At 63.6% G+C, this 14,976-nt stretch carries 13 protein-coding genes; 4 read left to right on the forward strand and 9 right to left on the reverse strand.

The window, feature by feature from the left end:
* Window positions 1-7: 7 nt before the first annotated feature.
* On the forward strand, window positions 8-733 hold the full coding sequence (locus CIT26_RS18595; RefSeq protein WP_280951117.1) for a UdgX family uracil-DNA binding protein: 726 nt from the start codon (window positions 8-10) through the stop codon (window positions 731-733).
* Between the two features lie 2 nt (window positions 734-735).
* Here the strand turns inward: CIT26_RS18595 and CIT26_RS18600 are convergent, their stop codons facing one another.
* The 5 genes from CIT26_RS18600 to CIT26_RS18620 are packed head-to-tail and all read right to left on the reverse strand — an operon-like array spanning window position 736 to window position 5,850.
* Entirely contained in the window at window positions 736-2,001 is a 1,266-nt protein-coding gene (locus CIT26_RS18600) for a glycerate kinase type-2 family protein (protein ID WP_095493915.1), read from the reverse strand.
* Window positions 1,998-2,501, reverse strand: coding sequence for a heme-degrading domain-containing protein (locus tag CIT26_RS18605; RefSeq protein ID WP_095493916.1), 504 nt, complete (start codon window positions 2,499-2,501; stop codon window positions 1,998-2,000). The genes CIT26_RS18600 and CIT26_RS18605 overlap by 4 nt, the downstream gene beginning before the upstream one ends.
* A 48-nt stretch (window positions 2,502-2,549) precedes the next feature.
* Window positions 2,550-3,284, reverse strand: a complete 735-nt coding sequence (locus CIT26_RS18610) for an aspartate/glutamate racemase family protein (RefSeq protein ID WP_095493917.1) — start codon at window positions 3,282-3,284, stop codon at window positions 2,550-2,552.
* 20 nt (window positions 3,285-3,304) lie between these two features.
* A complete protein-coding gene (gene guaD / locus CIT26_RS18615; protein WP_095493918.1) occupies window positions 3,305-4,630 on the reverse strand; it encodes a guanine deaminase in 1,326 nt (441 codons plus the stop codon).
* 2 nt (window positions 4,631-4,632) lie between these two features.
* Window positions 4,633-5,850, reverse strand: a complete 1,218-nt coding sequence (locus CIT26_RS18620) for a urate hydroxylase PuuD (RefSeq protein WP_095493919.1) — start codon at window positions 5,848-5,850, stop codon at window positions 4,633-4,635.
* Window positions 5,851-5,990: 140 nt separating this feature from the next.
* Here CIT26_RS18620 and CIT26_RS18625 point away from each other — a divergent pair, with 140 nt between their 5' ends.
* From CIT26_RS18625 to CIT26_RS18635, 3 genes are all read left to right on the forward strand, one after another.
* Window positions 5,991-6,911, forward strand: coding sequence for a LysR family transcriptional regulator (locus tag CIT26_RS18625; RefSeq protein ID WP_095493920.1), 921 nt, complete (start codon window positions 5,991-5,993; stop codon window positions 6,909-6,911).
* An 87-nt stretch (window positions 6,912-6,998) separates the two neighbouring features.
* Window positions 6,999-8,024 carry an LLM class flavin-dependent oxidoreductase gene (locus CIT26_RS18630; RefSeq protein WP_095493921.1) on the forward strand — a complete coding sequence of 342 codons (1,026 nt, stop codon included), beginning with the start codon at window positions 6,999-7,001 and terminating at the stop codon, window positions 8,022-8,024.
* Window positions 8,021-9,286 carry an LLM class flavin-dependent oxidoreductase gene (locus CIT26_RS18635; RefSeq protein ID WP_095493922.1) on the forward strand — a complete coding sequence of 422 codons (1,266 nt, stop codon included), beginning with the start codon at window positions 8,021-8,023 and terminating at the stop codon, window positions 9,284-9,286. The genes CIT26_RS18630 and CIT26_RS18635 overlap by 4 nt, the downstream gene beginning before the upstream one ends.
* 58 nt (window positions 9,287-9,344) lie before the next feature.
* Here the strand turns inward: CIT26_RS18635 and xdhC are convergent, their stop codons facing one another.
* The 4 genes from xdhC to uraH form a co-directional block, all read right to left on the reverse strand.
* Window positions 9,345-10,334: a xanthine dehydrogenase accessory protein XdhC gene (gene xdhC, locus CIT26_RS18640; protein WP_095493923.1), complete on the reverse strand. Its 990-nt coding sequence runs from the start codon at window positions 10,332-10,334 to the stop codon at window positions 9,345-9,347.
* Window positions 10,335-10,407: 73 nt separating this feature from the next.
* Window positions 10,408-12,756, reverse strand: coding sequence for a xanthine dehydrogenase molybdopterin binding subunit (xdhB, locus tag CIT26_RS18645; protein WP_095493924.1), 2,349 nt, complete (start codon window positions 12,754-12,756; stop codon window positions 10,408-10,410).
* A gap of 214 nt (window positions 12,757-12,970) precedes the next feature.
* Complete coding sequence (gene xdhA, locus CIT26_RS18650) at window positions 12,971-14,452, reverse strand: xanthine dehydrogenase small subunit (protein ID WP_095493925.1); 1,482 nt, start codon at window positions 14,450-14,452, stop codon at window positions 12,971-12,973.
* A gap of 3 nt (window positions 14,453-14,455) precedes the next feature.
* Window positions 14,456-14,830 carry a hydroxyisourate hydrolase gene (gene uraH, locus CIT26_RS18655; protein WP_095493926.1) on the reverse strand — a complete coding sequence of 125 codons (375 nt, stop codon included), beginning with the start codon at window positions 14,828-14,830 and terminating at the stop codon, window positions 14,456-14,458.
* Window positions 14,831-14,976: the final 146 nt, after the last annotated feature.

Raw genomic sequence — 14,976 nt, forward strand, 5'->3', positions numbered from 1 at the left:
TCCGCATCTGATCGCAGCAGCGGACAAGGCCGCATCAGCCATGATTGCCAAGATGCAGACAACTCCCGCGCCGCACCACGCCAAGGTGCAGGCAAGACGCTGGCCCAACCGTGAATTGCCTGAGACGGCGGAAGACGATGGCGCAAGCACCATCCCTGAACTCAGCGAAGTGGCGAAAGCCTGCCGTCGCTGTCCGCTGTGGCGCAACGCGACGCAGACCGTGTTCGGCGAAGGGCCTGATAAGGCCAAGGTGATCTTCGTCGGTGAACAGCCCGGCGACCAGGAGGATCTGGCCGGCAAACCTTTCGTCGGGCCGGCCGGTAAGGTCTTCGACGCCATCCTGGACGACGCCGGCGTCGATCGGCTGAAAGTCTATGTCACCAATGCGGTCAAGCATTTCAAATTCGAGCCGCGCGGCAAGCGGCGCATCCACTCCAAGCCGAATGCCGGCGAAGTGCAGGCCTGCCGCTGGTGGCTCGACAAGGAGCTCGATCTGATAAAGCCCAATCTGGCGGTGGCGCTCGGCGCAACGGCTGCGCAGTCTCTGCTCGGCAAAGTTGTTCCGATCATGAAGATGCGCGGCGCGGTCGTGGAGCGCGAGGATGGCTTGCGTGTGTTCGTCACAATCCACCCGTCCTTTATCCTGCGCATCCGCGAGCCGGCGGACAAACAGGCCGAACGCGAGCGGTTCCTGAAGGATATGAAGGCGGTGAAGACGCTGATGGCTGCCTGAGCCTATCTGATCAATATGGCCCTCAAATCATTGACGTTCGTCCCGGTCGGGCCGGGCACGAAGAGATCGCCGACGGCGTTGAATGCCGTCCAGGCATTGTTGCCGGCAAGCATCGCTTTGGCATCGACGCCCACGGTCCGCATCCGCGAAACCGTCGAACCGTCGGCGAAGGTGCCGGCATTGTCCTCCGAACCGTCGATGCCATCGGTGTCAGCGGCCAGTGCATTAATGCCATCCATACCGCTGATGCCGATGGCGAAGGCGAGCAGAAACTCGCTGTTGCGGCCGCCCTTGCCTTTCGCCCGCAAGGTGACCGTCGTCTCGCCGCCCGACAGGATCAGCACCGGCTTTGGGAATGGCCGGTTGCGCGTCGCCACCTCGCGCGCGATCGCGGCGTGGACACCGCCGACCTCGCGCGCCTCGCCCTCAATAGAATCGGAGAGGATGACCGCCTCGATACCTTGGCGCCTGGCTTCGGCTGCGGCCGCGTCCAGCGATACGCCGGCCGAGGCGATCAGATGCACTTCGTTGCGCGAAAAACGCGGATCATCGACGCGCGGCGCATCGGCGGCCGGCGAATTGATATGCGCCATCACCGAAGCCGGCAGCTTCATGCCATAGGCGGCGATCGATGCCAGCGCCTCTTGGCGGTTGCCGGAATCGGGAACGGTCGGACCGGAAGCAACCAGCGCCGGATTGTCGCCCGGAATATCGGAGACCACTAGCGACACCACCTTTGCCGGATAGGCAGCTGCCGCCAGCCTGCCGCCCTTGATCGTGGAAACATGCTTGCGGATGGTGTTCATGGCGGCGATCGGTGCGCCGGAGGCAAGCAGCGCCTCGTTGACGGCGATCTCGTCGGCCAGCGTCAGACTTTCGGCAGGCGACGGCAGCAGCGCCGAGCCGCCGCCTGAGATGAGCGCCACGACCAGATCGTCCGCGGTCAGGCCCTGCACCTTTTCGAGTAGCCGGCGCGAGGCCTCGAGACCGGCGGCATCCGGCACCGGGTGCGCCGCCTCGATGATCTCGATGCGCTGGCAGGTCGCGCCATAGCCGTAACGGGTGACGACCAGCCCTTCTATCGGCCCGTCCCACACCCTTTCGAAGGCCGCCGCCATTTGCGCCGAGCCCTTGCCTGCGCCGATGACGATGGTGCGCCCTTTCGGCGTTGCCGGCAGATGATCCCTGATGGTCCTCTGGGGATCGGCGGCGGCGACGGCGGCATTGAAGATGGCGGTGAGGAAGGGCCTGGGATCGAGCGCGGTCATTTTGCTTCCGGCGGTAGTGCCAGCTCACGCCCGTCGACGCCGAGATGGCTGCACAGCGCGTCGACGACGACGCCGTGATCCTCACGCTCCGGCAGGCCCGAGACCGCGATCACACCGATCACGCCGGCACCTTTGACCGTTATGGGAAAGCCACCACCGGCCAGCACATAGTCTGATATGTCGAGCCCCTCACCGGGTTTGAAGCTGCGGTCGGGGCGCTGTTGCTCCAGCACCAGGCGGTAGGTGCTTCTCAAAAACCGCCGCACGACGTTGGTCTTGCGCCGCGCCCAGTCCGGATTGGAGGCATTCGAGCCTGGCATCGCCGCGTAGAACAGTGGCCGGTCGAAGGTTCTGATATCGACGATGATCGGCAGGTTCTCGGCTAGTGCCCGGTCGCGGATCGCCGAGCCGATCTTGAAGGCGACAGCCTCGTCGAAGACGGGGAAGACAAGCGTGGCTTCCTGTTTCTTGATCAGAGCGATGTCGTCCGCAGCAGCCATATCGTTCCCCTATCAACTCGCACGCTTTGACCGATGGCTGCCGCCGGGTCAAGCCTCGGATGCTTCACGCGGATCCGTCTCCAGCGCCAGATCGACCGCGGCCTCGGCATGAAGAACCGTTACGTCGAAGGCTGGTACAGGATAGTCGTCCGTGTCGAGCAGAAGCGGCAGTTCGGTGCAGCCGACGATGATCGCTTCCGCGCCCTGGGCCTGGAGATCACGCGCCATTTGCAGGAGCGCCGCCTTGGAGGCGTCCTCGACGGCGCCCAAGGTCAACTCGTCAACGATGATCCGGTGCAGAGCGATGCGCTGCTCCTGTGGCGGCGTGATCACATCGAGGCCATGACGGTCCCGGAGCCGATGCCTGAAGAAATCCATCTCCATCGTGTATCGGGTTCCCAAAAGTCCAACGCGCGAGAAGCCCCCGTTGCGGATCGCAACTGCAGTCGGATCGGCCAGATGGAGCAGCGGAATACCGATTGCGGCCTCAACCTGATCGGCAACCGAGTGCGGGGTTACCGCTGTGATTATCACGAAGTCTGCCCCGGCTCTTTCCAGGCACCGGGCGGCTTCGGCAACTCTCTCACTGACCCTGTCCCATCGACCCATGGAAGCCATGGTGTTGAGTTCGTCGAAATCGAGCGTGAACAGCACGGATCGCGCATTGTGATGGCCGCCGAGGCGGCGGTGTGCAGCCGCATTCAGCAGACGGTAATACAGGGCGCTGGACTCCCAGCTCATTCCTCCGACCATTCCGATCAGCTTGGGCTGGCGCACTGTCATGATTGAACCCACCGATTACTTCATGGCCCGACGTTAAGTCCCAGATCGCTTTTCATCACCCGCCCGGCGACATAGACCTCGCGCACGGCGCGGTCGTCGCCCAGCGTTTGCAGCAGAAACAGCTCCTCCGCCAGCGTGTCCGCCGTCTCCATCCGCAGCCGCATGGCCGGCGTGGCGCGGGCGTCGAGGACGATGATATCGGCATCGCTGCCTTGGTCCAGCGTGCCGATTCTTTCCACGACCGACAGCGCCTCGGCATTGCCGCGGGTGAGCTGCCAGAACGACTGGAACGGGTTGAGCTTTTCGCCGTTCAGCGCGATCACCTTATAACCCTCGTCCATGGTGCGCAGCATCGAGTAATTGGTGCCGCCGCCGACATCGGTGGCGGCGGCGATTCGGAGGGCTTTGTAACGCGTGCGGTAGCGCTGGTAATTGAACAAGCCCGAGCCGAGAAACAGGTTCGAGGTCGGGCAGAACACCGCCACTGAACCTGAGTCCGAAAGCGCATCCGCCTCGCGTTCCGACAGATGGATACAGTGGCCGAACAGGCTTTTGCGCCCGAGCAGCCCATAGCGCTCGTAAACATCGGTATAGTCGCGTGCCTGCGGGTAGAGTTGCAGCGTAAAGGCGATCTCGGCGTGGTTTTCCGACAGATGCGTCTGCATGTGCAGATCAGGATATTCGCGGCAGAGCGCGCCCGCCATTTCCAACTGTTCGGGCGAGGAGGTGATGGCGAAGCGCGGCGTGATGGCATAGTGCTGGCGCCCCTTGCCATGCCACTCCTTAATCAGCGCCTTGCTGTCGTCATAGCCCGACTGCGCTGTGTCGAGCACGCCCTCCGGCGCGTTTCGGTCCATCATCACCTTGCCGGCGATGTTGAGCATGTTGCGGTCATGCGACTCGGCGAAGAACGCTTCGGCCGACCCCTTGTGGACCGAGCAATAGGCGGCGACTGTCGTCGTGCCATGACGCACCATCTCGTCGAGGAACAGCCTGGCGATGCGGCGGCCATGCTGGGCGTTCTGGAATTTGGTTTCCTCGGGAAAGGTGTAAGTGTTCAGCCAGTCTAGCAGCTCGGCGCCGTAGGAAGCGATAACCTGCATCTGCGGAAAATGCGCATGCGCGTCAATGAAGCCCGGCAGCAGCAGGTGCGGGCGGTGGTCGATCTTTTTTACGCCTTCATCAGCTTTTTTCTCGACGTCGGCATAGGCGCCTGCGGCAACGATCCGGCCGTCGCGGAGCAGCAGGCCGCCGTCATCCTCGTAGCGCCAGGCGCAATGGTCGTCGACGGTCTCAGGCCAGCGCAGGAAGGACAGCGTGCGGCCGCGCAGGAGCGTGCTGGTCATGCTTATTTCTCCGCCTCCTCGAACCATGCCACCAGCAGCGCCCGCTCATTGTCGGTGATATGGGTGACGTTGGCGGGCGGCATCGCGTGGCTGCGGCCAGCCTGCAGGTAGATCTCGCGGGCTTGCTCGGCGATACCGGCGTCCGTGTCGAGCATCACACCTTTCGGCGCGTGATAGATGCCCTCGTAGGATGGCTCCTGCGCATGACACATCGAGCAGCGGCCAAGCACCGTGTCGCGCACTGCGGGAAAGTGCGCCGAGGCGACATAGACCTGTGCCGCCGAGGACGCCTTGACTTCGCCGGTCAGCACTTTCGGCACCGTTGACAGCCAGATAATGATGACGAACAGGACAGCGGCAGCCAGCCAGGTCCAGGTCGGGTTACCCTTGCGCGCATGCATCGTGTTGAAATAGTGCCGGATCAACACGCCGATGGTGAAAACCAGCGAGGCGATTACCCAGTTGAACTCGGTGCCGAACGCCAGCGGGTAGTGGTTCGACAGCATCAGGAACAGAACGGGCAGCGTCAGGTAATTGTTGTGCAGCGAGCGCTGCTTGGCGATCTTGCCGTATTTCGGGTCGGGCTTGCGGCCGGCGATCAGGTCGGCGACGACGATCTTCTGGTTCGGAATGATGACCATGAAGACATTGGCCGACATGATCGTCGCGGTGATGGCGCCAAGATGCAGGAAAGCGGCGCGGCCGGTGAACAGATGGGTAAGACCCCAGGCGATGAACACCAGCACGCCATAGAGCACCAGCATCAGGCCGGTGTCGCTCCTGCCAAGCGGCGAACGGCATAAGAGATCGTAGACCACCCAGCCAACGCCGATCGTCGCCAGCGACAGCAAGATGCCTGTAGGCACCGACATGGCGAGCACATTGGGATCGATCAGGAAGAGATCCGCCCCGGCATAGTAGACGACGCACAGCATGGCAAAGCCGGACAGCCAGGTGGCGTAGGATTCCCATTTGAACCAGGTCAGGTGCTCGGGCATTTCGGCCGGAGCCACCAGATATTTCTGGATGTGGTAGAAGCCGCCGCCATGCACCTGCCATTCCTCGCCGAAGGCGCCGAAAGGCATGCCCGGACGCTGGCGCAAGCCAAGATCGAGCGCGACGAAATAGAAGGACGAGCCGATCCAGGCTATGCTGGTGACGACATGCAGCCAGCGCACGGCGAAACTCAGCCAGTCCCAGAAAATCGCGAAATCCATCATTGAAAAGTCGTCCCTGCCGATCGGGTGACTTTACGGACTGGAGCGCAAACGGAAAGGGCCGAGCTGCACGATGACTTTCAAAAAAAATTGGAAAATACTAGGGTTACCCCTACGCAGCCGCATGAGAGCCCTAAAGCCGCATGGCCTATCTCGACAACATCGCCGTCTTCGTCCGCGTCGTCGAGCTCGGCAATCTGTCGGCGGCGGGCCGCGACATGCGCATCTCGCCGGCGGTCGCTTCCAACCGCATCAAGGAACTCGAGAAGCACCTTGGTGTCAGGCTGTTCAACCGCACGACGCGGCAATTGATGCCGACCGAGCACGGCACCGTGTTCTACTCCGGCGCCAAGCAGGTGCTGGAAGCCATTACCGAGGCGGAAGCCGCGGTCAGCGCCTTGTCCGGCCAGCCGCGTGGCACCATCAAGGTGACAGCGCCGCTTGGCCTCGGCCGGCGGCTGGTGGCGTCGGGAATCCCCGATTTCCACGACAAATACCCAGACATCGAGGTGCGGCTGAGGCTTTCAGACCACAATGTCGACATCATGAAGGAAGGCATCGATGTCGCCTTCCGGCTGGGCATCATCGAGGATTCCAGCCTTAGGATGCGCGGCATCATGGAGTGCGAACGGGTGCTGGTGGCGGCGCCGAAATATCTGGAGGCGCGCGGTGAGCCGACCGAGCCGCAGGAACTGATCGGCAAGAAGCACGACTGCCTGATGCTGCGCTACGCCGGCGCACGCGAATACGTCTGGACGCTGCAGACGGCCGACGGCCCGCGGAAATTCGAAGTGCATGGGCCTTATGACACGGACGATGGCGACGTGCTGACCGGCTGGGCGCTTTCCGGCCGCGGCATCATCAATAAGCCGCGCTTCGAGGTCGAGCCGTTCATCCGCGACCGGCGGCTGAAGGTGATCCTGCCCGACACGCCGCCGACGCCGGTGCAGTTCGCCGCCGTCTACCCGCACAAGAAGCTGCAGGACCCGAAGGTGCGGCTGCTGCTCGACTTCATGGCCGAGCGCTGCCAACGGCTGATCAAGGATATTCTGGCCGGCAAGTGACGGCTTGCTGGACCAGCGCAACCGGTTGCCATCCCTGGAGGTGGCGAACATAGTTCTGGTAGAACTTTCGCCTTGCAAGGACTATCGATGGGCACCGGCCCCACAATGCATCTCGCCGTTTCCTTGTTGCCGGGAAATGCTCCTTCCAACGAGCCGCTAGCCGGCGGCGCGGATTTCAGCCTTCTGGCTCGGTTCGTGCAAAAGGCCGAAGCGGCCGGGCTGGACATGGTGCTGCTTGCCGATTCAGCGCCGGTTTCAGGCGGCGACGCACCAAACCGGCAACTGCCCTTCGAAGCGACGACCCTGCTGGCGGCGCTGGCGACGGTGACCAGCAGGATCGGCCTGGTCGCCGCGGCGTCGACGGTCGCCCACCAGCCCTACAATCTGGCGCGCCGTTTCGCATCGCTCGATAATATCAGCCATGGCCGTGCCGGCTGGCACGCGACGATGACGCCGGATCTGCGCGAGGCGGCCAATTTCAGCCGGCCGGAAGGGTTTTCCGGCGATGATTTTCGCCGACGCGCGGAGGAATTCATCGGTATCGTTCACGGCTTGTGGCGCGGCTGGGATGCGGATGCCCTGCTGTTCGACAAAAGCGATGGCCGCTTCTTCGATCCCGAAAAGATGCACCTGCTCGACCACAAGGGCGAGTTTTTCTCTGTGCGCGGGCCGCTGAACGTTGCACGCTCGCCGCAGGACACACCGGCGCTCGTCGTATCTGGTCTGTCGGAGCCGGACATGGACATCGGCGCCCGCGTCGCCGATGTCATCCTGCTGGACGAGCCATCGGTCGCGGGCGCGAAGGCCGACGATCTGAAGCGCCGCGCGCTGGCGTTCGGGCGCGGTCCGGGCGCGATAAAGGTGCTGATGAACGTCGCGCCGGGTGCTGAAATCGCCGCGGGGCCGGACCTAATCGCGGACAGGTTGGAAGAGCTTTTCCGGTCAAAAAGCTGCGACGGTTTCAACATACTCATGCCGCCGGTGCTGTCTGTGCTCGACGACTTAGTCGATCACGTGCTGCCGGAGCTTCGTCGCCGCGGCCTTGTTCAGCCGGATTATCGCAATGCCACGCTGCGCTCCCATCTCGGACTTACCGGGGAGGAGGGACAATGACCGCTCGTCAGATGAAGCTCGGTGCCTTTCTGTGGGCGACAGGCCACCACATCGCCGCCTGGCGCCACCCAAGAGCGCATGTGACAGCGGGCGTCGACATCGAGCACTACATCCAGCTGGCGCGGACGGCGGAGGCGGCGAAATTCGACCTACTGTTTTGCGAGGACGCCGCCGGCGTGCGCGAGGCCAATGTCAACATTGCCAGCCAAACGTCACGCTCGATCGGCTTCGAACCGATCAGCCTACTTTCGGCTCTTGCGGTCCAGACAAGCCGCATCGGTCTCGTATCCACGGCGTCGACGAGCTACAACGAGCCTTACGGGCTGGCGCGAACCTTCTTGTCGCTCGACCATCTGAGCGGCGGGCGCGCCGGCTGGAACTTGGTCACCTCGGCCAGCCACATCGAGGCGGCCAATTTCGGCTCGACCGGCCTGCGCCCGCATGCCGACCGTTATGAGCGCGCGCGTGAATTCGCTGCCGTGGTTACCGCACTCTGGCGAGGCAAGCTCGACGGGGTTTCCGGACCTGGCCACGACGGCAGAAGCTTTTCGGTGCGCGACCCACTCGACCTGCCGCGCTCGCCGCAAGGCGCACCGGTCATGGTTCAGGCCGGAGCATCGGAGGAGGGCAGGGATCTTGCCGCGCGAACCGCTAACGTCGCGTTCACGGCGGCACAGACATTCGAGGAGGCGAAGGCATTCTACGACGATCTCAAGCGGCGTCTGACGGCCTATGGGCGTGAGCCTGATGACATCAAGATCATGCCCGGCGTCGCACCAGTCGTGGCGGAAACCGAGGCTGAAGCACAGGAAAAATACGAGGAATTGCAGGAGTTGATCCCCGACGATGTCGGCGTGGCGCTGCTTTCCAGCTATCTCAGCATTTCCGATCTGTGGCGCTACCCCATCGATGGACCGTTGCCGGAGCTGCCGGCCAGCGAAGGCATGCAGAGCCGGCAAGCCCTCGTTATCGAGCAGTCGCGCCGGGACAACCTCTCCATCCGGCAGCTTGCGCGTCATTTCGCCGGCGCGCGCGGCCATTGGCGCGTCGTCGGCACGCCGGTCCAGATCGCCGACGAGCTCGAGGCACGGTTCGAGGGCGGCGCGGCTGACGGTTTCAACGTCATGCCATCTTATTTTCCTGGTGAGCTCGATGCCTTTGCCACGCTTGTCGTGCCGGAGCTGCAGCGGCGCGGCCTGTTCCGCAAGGACTATGAAGGCACCACGCTGCGCGACCATCTGGGCCTGAAGCGGCCGATCTGAGCAGCACGCTATGGAAGCGCGCCTGCACGAAAAATGCAGCTCGGCGGGATATTAGCCGTCAGCCGGCCATTGCCTTGCCACGAGAGGCGGGGTGCGGAGCGGCTCGCGCGCCAGCATGGGCGGCCAGCGCCGTCATGATCTCGGCTGCGGCGAGTGCCGCGATCACTTGCGGACGCTTGTCCTTAACCGTTTCGCCGCCGATCGGCGAGACGAGGCGGGCAAATTCCGCCTCGCTGCCGTCCGCCGACTTCAGGAACCAGCTCCTGAACGTCGCCTTCTTGGTCTTCGAGCCGATCATGCCGACATAGGCGGCATCCCGGCGTTTCAGTGCCTCGGCGACGATCAGGAAATCCAGTGCGTGGTCATGGGTAAGGACGACGAAGGCGGCGCCAACAGGCGCATTCCGCACCATCGACTCCGGCATAGGCGTCAGACAGGTTTCGACCGTGTCCGGCATGCTGTCCAGCGCCTCGGCCCGCGTCTCGACAACGACAACACGTACCGGCAGCAAGGCCACCGCCGAAGCCAGTGCATGGCCGACATGGCCGCCGCCGAAGATGTAGACATGCGGCAGCTGCGCCTGCTCGGCGTCCGCCGCCGCGACAAGCTCGGCTTCGAGGGCCTTATCGACCAACCGAATCGACACCTCGACCCTGCCGCCACAGCACTGGCCAATTTCTGGCCCGAGCGGGATGTCGAGCGTGGCGCGGACAACCCTCCCCCTTGAGGGGAGGGTGGCGGCGAAGCCGTCGGGTGGGGTCGCCGCGGCAGTGCTCGACGCTTTGGCCGTGCCTTCTGAGACGACCCCCTCTGGCCGCTCCGCGGCCATCTCCCCCTCAAGGGGGGAGAAAAGCAGTTGCCGCGCCTTATCGATTGCCATGTATTCGAGCTGGCCGCCGCCGATCGTGCCAAAAATCGCCGCGCCCGAGACGAGCATGAAGGCGCCTTTGTCGCGTGGGGTCGAGCCTTTTGTCCCGGCAACCTCGACCAGGGCGACCCGACCGGCACCGGCAAGAAAGGCTTTCAGGCTTTGCACTTTCGAGGTCATGTTTCGCTTTCCATCGGGAAATATAGAGTTTTCGACTCGGATTGCACGCTTTCAGGGATTTCCGAGGCCGGGCTCAGGTGCCGGTCTTGGCTTCCCGCTTCAGCCGTTCGATCGCCATCAGCACCCGCTCCGGCGTCGCCGGCGGGTCGAGGCGCGGGCAAATCCGGTGGTCGGCAACGCTTGCCACCGCATCGGACAACGCATGCAGCACCGACATGCCGAGCGGGAGCGGCGGCTCGCCGACCGCCTTCGAGCGGTGCACCGTCGGCTCGTGTGCCTCAGGCCAGTCGGCCAGCGTCACGTTGAAGATCTTCGGCCGGTCCGAGGCGAGCGGAATCTTGTAGGTCGACGGCGCATGGGTGCGTAGCCGGCCCTTGTCGTCCCACCACAGTTCCTCCGTCGTCAGCCAGCCCATGCCCTGGATGAAGCCGCCCTCGACCTGGCCGAGGTCTATGGCGCGGTTCAGCGAGCGGCCGGTCTCGTGCAGGATGTCTGTGCGCTCGACCATGTATTCGCCTGTCAGCGTATCGACCGAGACTTCCGAGCAGGCGGCGCCATAGGCGAAATAATAGAAGGGACGGCCCTCGCCCTTGTCGCGATTCCAATGGATTTTCGGCGTCTTGTAGAAGCCCGCCGCCGAAAGCTGGATGCGCGCCATGTAGGCCTGCCTGACGAGATCGGCGAAGGCGATCTCCTGGTTGCCGATACGCACCCGGTTGGGCAGGAACAGCACCTGATCGCGCGCCACCTGGTATTTTTCGGCTGCGAAGTCGGTCAACCGCTCCTTAATCTGCCGGGCCGCGTTTTGCGCCGCCATACCGTTGAGGTCGGAACCGGACGATGCGGCGGTCGCCGAGGTGTTCGGGACCTTGCCGGTTGTCGTCGCGGTGATCTTTACCTGGTCGAGGTCGATCTGGAATTCTTCCGCCACCACCTGCGCCACCTTGACGTAGAGCCCCTGCCCCATCTCGGTGCCGCCATGGTTCAGATGCACCGAACCGTCGGTGTAGACATGCACCAGCGCGCCGGCCTGATTGTAGTGGGTGGCGGTGAACGAGATGCCGAACTTGACCGGCGTCAGCGCCAATCCACGCTTGATGAAGCGACTGTTGGCGTTGAAGGATTCGATGGTGCGGCGGCGCCTTGCATAGTCGCAACTTGCCTCCAGGTCGGCGACGATGCGGTGGACGATGTTGTCCTCGACCGTCTGGTGGTAGGGCGTGACGTTGCGGTCGCTGGCGCCATAAAAGTTCTTCTTGCGAATCTCGAGCGGGTCCTTGCCGACGGCAAAGGCGACCTCTTCGATGACACGCTCGGCGCCGACCATGCCTTGCGGCCCGCCGAAGCCGCGGAAGGCGGTGTTCGACACGGTGTTGGTGTAAAGCGGCGCCGACTGAGCATGAACCGCTGGCCAGAAATAGGTGTTGTCGCAATGGAACAGCGCACGGTCGGTGACCGGGCCTGAAAGGTCCGCCGAGAAGCCGCAACGCGCCGCGAACATAAAGTCGACGCCGAGAATATTGCCCTCGTCGTCGAAGCCGACCTCATAATCGACGAGGAAGTCGTGGCGCTTGCCGGTGGCGATCATGTCGTCGTCACGGTCGGGCCGGATTTTCACGGCGCGATGATGTTTCTTCGCGGCGATAGCGGCCAATACTGCAAACTGGTTGCCCTGCGTTTCCTTGCCGCCGAAAGCGCCGCCCATCCGGCGGATCTCGACCGTGACGGCATGGCTCGGCACGCCGAGCGCATGGCTGACCATGTGCTGGATTTCACTCGGATGCTGGGTCGAGGAATAAATGGTGACGTCCTGATCCTCGCCGGGAATGGCCATGGCGATCTGGCCTTCGAGATAAAAATGGTCCTGGCCCCCGATGCGCATTTTTCCCTTCAGCCGGCGCGGCGCCGCGTTGATCGCAGCCGCGGCATCGCCGCGCCTCAGGGTCAGCGGCGGCGTGACCAGCTTGTCCTTCCTGGGATCGAGGACGCCGATGTCGGTGACGAAGGGCAATTCCTTGTATTCGACCTTGGCCAGCCTTGTCGCTCGCCGCGCCTGCTCGCGGGTTTCGGCGATGACGCAGAAGATCGGCTGGCCGAAGAACTGCACCTCGCCGTCGGCCAGCACCGGTTCGTCGTGACGGCCGGTCGGCGAAATGTCGTTTTCGCCCGGCACATCCTTTGCCGTCAGCACGTCGACGACACCGGGCGCTGCGCGCACCGCGGATAGGTCCATGCTGGTGATGGTGGCGTGCGTGGCCGTCGAAAGCCCGAGGCAGCCATGCAGCGTGCCTGATGATTCCGGCATGTCGTCGATATAGACGGCCGTGCCGCGGACATGCTTGTGCGCGGAATCATGGCGCTGGTCGGTGGCAACGCCACCAGCGATTTTCTGTGCCCTGAGGTTGGGAGCGTGGCGGGTCATGGCGCGCCTCTCCTCCCTTCTCCCCGTCCACGGGGAGAAGGTGGCCCGAAGGGCCGGATGAGGGGCAGCGTTGACGTTGACGAGCTTGCGAATATCGATCGAGGACGGCGCCGCCCCTGATCTGCCTGCCGGCATCTTCTCCCCGTAAACGGGGAGAAGGACGCTACTCGTGATCGTTCGGCTGTCTGTTTGCCTGAGGTAATATACAAGCTCATCACGCCGCCTCGTGGCGCGATATCTGGATCGGCGCCTTGGTGCCGCTGGTCTCGGCGAAGAAGCGCAACAGCAGGTTCCGTGCCGCCAACGCCCGGTATTCGGCGCTCGCCCGCATGTCGGTCAGCGGGGTGAAATCCCTGGCATATTCGGCCATCGCCGCCTCGACTGTCGCCTCGGTCCAAGGCCTGCCGAGCAACGCCCTTTCCACGCCGAAAGCCCGCTTCGGCGTTGCCGCCATGCCGCCATAGGCGATGCGGATATCCGCCACCGTGCCATCCCTGGCCAGCGTCAGCAGGAACGCGCCAAGTGCTGCGGTGATGTCCTCGTCACGGCGCTTGGTGATCTTGTAGACGGCGAATTTCATGTCTCGGCCCGGCACCGGGACATGCACGGTCTCGACGAATTCGCCCGCCTGCCGGTCCTGCTTGCCATAGGCGATGAAGAAATCTTCGAGCGGTATCGTCCGCCGCTTGTTGCCCCGGCGCAGCGTCAGCCGCGCACCGAGTGCGATCAGCGGCGGCGGCGTGTCGCCGATCGGCGAGCCGTTGGCGATGTTGCCGCCGATCGTGCCCATATTGCGCACCTGATCGCCGCCGATGCGATCGAACAGCGGGCCCAGCGCCGGGATGCGTTTCGCCAGCGTCGAGAACGCCTCGGTGTAGGTGACACCAGCACCGATCGAAATGATGCCCTTGTCTTCGGAAACCGCGCAGAGCCCGTCGAGATTGCCGATGAAGATCGCCGGCGAAATCTCGCGCATATGCTTGGTCACCCACAGGCCGACATCGGTCGAACCGGCAACGATGGTAGCGCCCGGCTCCTTATCGAGCACGGCGGCGAGATCGTCTGTATTCGCGGGCACGATCAGCCGCTGCTTGCCGGCACCGATCTCGATACGCGACCCGTCTTTCATGGCCGCAAGCTTGGCCGTGATGGCCTCGCGCTCCGCCGCCAGCGGGTCCTTCGCCGCCTTGCCGTAGCTGGAGATGGCGCGCGCGGCGCGGACGATCGCCTCGTAGCCGGTGCAGCGGCACAGATTGCCCTGCAGCGCCTTTTCGATGGCTGCATCCGAAGGCTCAGGCGACCGCATCCACAGGGCGTAAAGCGACATGACGAAGCCCGGCGTGCAGAAGCCGCATTGCGAGCCGTGGAAATCGACCATCGCCTGCTGCACCGGATGCAGCCTATCGCCGTCACCGCGCAGATGCTCGACGGTCACGACATGAGTGCCATCGAGCGAGCCGAGGAAGCGGATGCAGGCATTGACGCTTTCATAGACCAGCCGGCCGGCCGAGAGCCTTCCGACCAGCACCGTGCAAGCGCCGCAATCACCCTCGGCGCAGCCTTCCTTGGTGCCGCGCAGCGAGCGCTCGAGCCGTAGCCAGTCGAGCAAAGTCTCGTCGGGCGCCACCCTGGTCAGCGCAACATTCTCGCCATTGAGGATAAAGCGTATCTCATTGCGTGTTTTGAGCCTCGTCATGTCTCAACTCCCCCGGTAGGTCGAATAGCCGTAGGGCGATATGAGCAGTGGCACATGATAGTGCACCGGCTCGGCCATGCCGAAGCGGATCGGCACGCTGTCGAGGAAGGCCGGTTCCGGCAGCCTCAATCCCTGGCGGCGCAGATAGTCGCCGGCCGCGAAGACCAGCTCGTATTCGCCGGTGCGGAATTCCGCGTCGGCAAGCAGCGGCGCGTCACAGCGGCCGTCGGCATTGGTGACCGCCGTCTTCAGATGCGTCCGCATGTCGTCGTTGATGCGGTACAGCTCGATCGACAGACCTGCCGCCGGCCTGCCGGTCGCGGTGTCGAGGACATGAGTCGTCAGACGTCCGCCTTCGGCTTTCGACGTTTCCGCCACTGGCTGCTCCCATTCCCGGTACACACGAACATGTTTGACGAATTGTGCGCCAATTAAAGGCGATGCATAAGTCCCGGTCGAGCGGAGTGCTGCAAAAACACTTTCAAAATTTTCGGGGGAATGCGCAAGCGGCCCTTTCGATTATC

It is taken from the genome of Mesorhizobium temperatum (assembly GCF_002284575.1).
Taxonomy (GTDB): Bacteria; Pseudomonadota; Alphaproteobacteria; order Rhizobiales; family Rhizobiaceae; genus Mesorhizobium; species Mesorhizobium temperatum.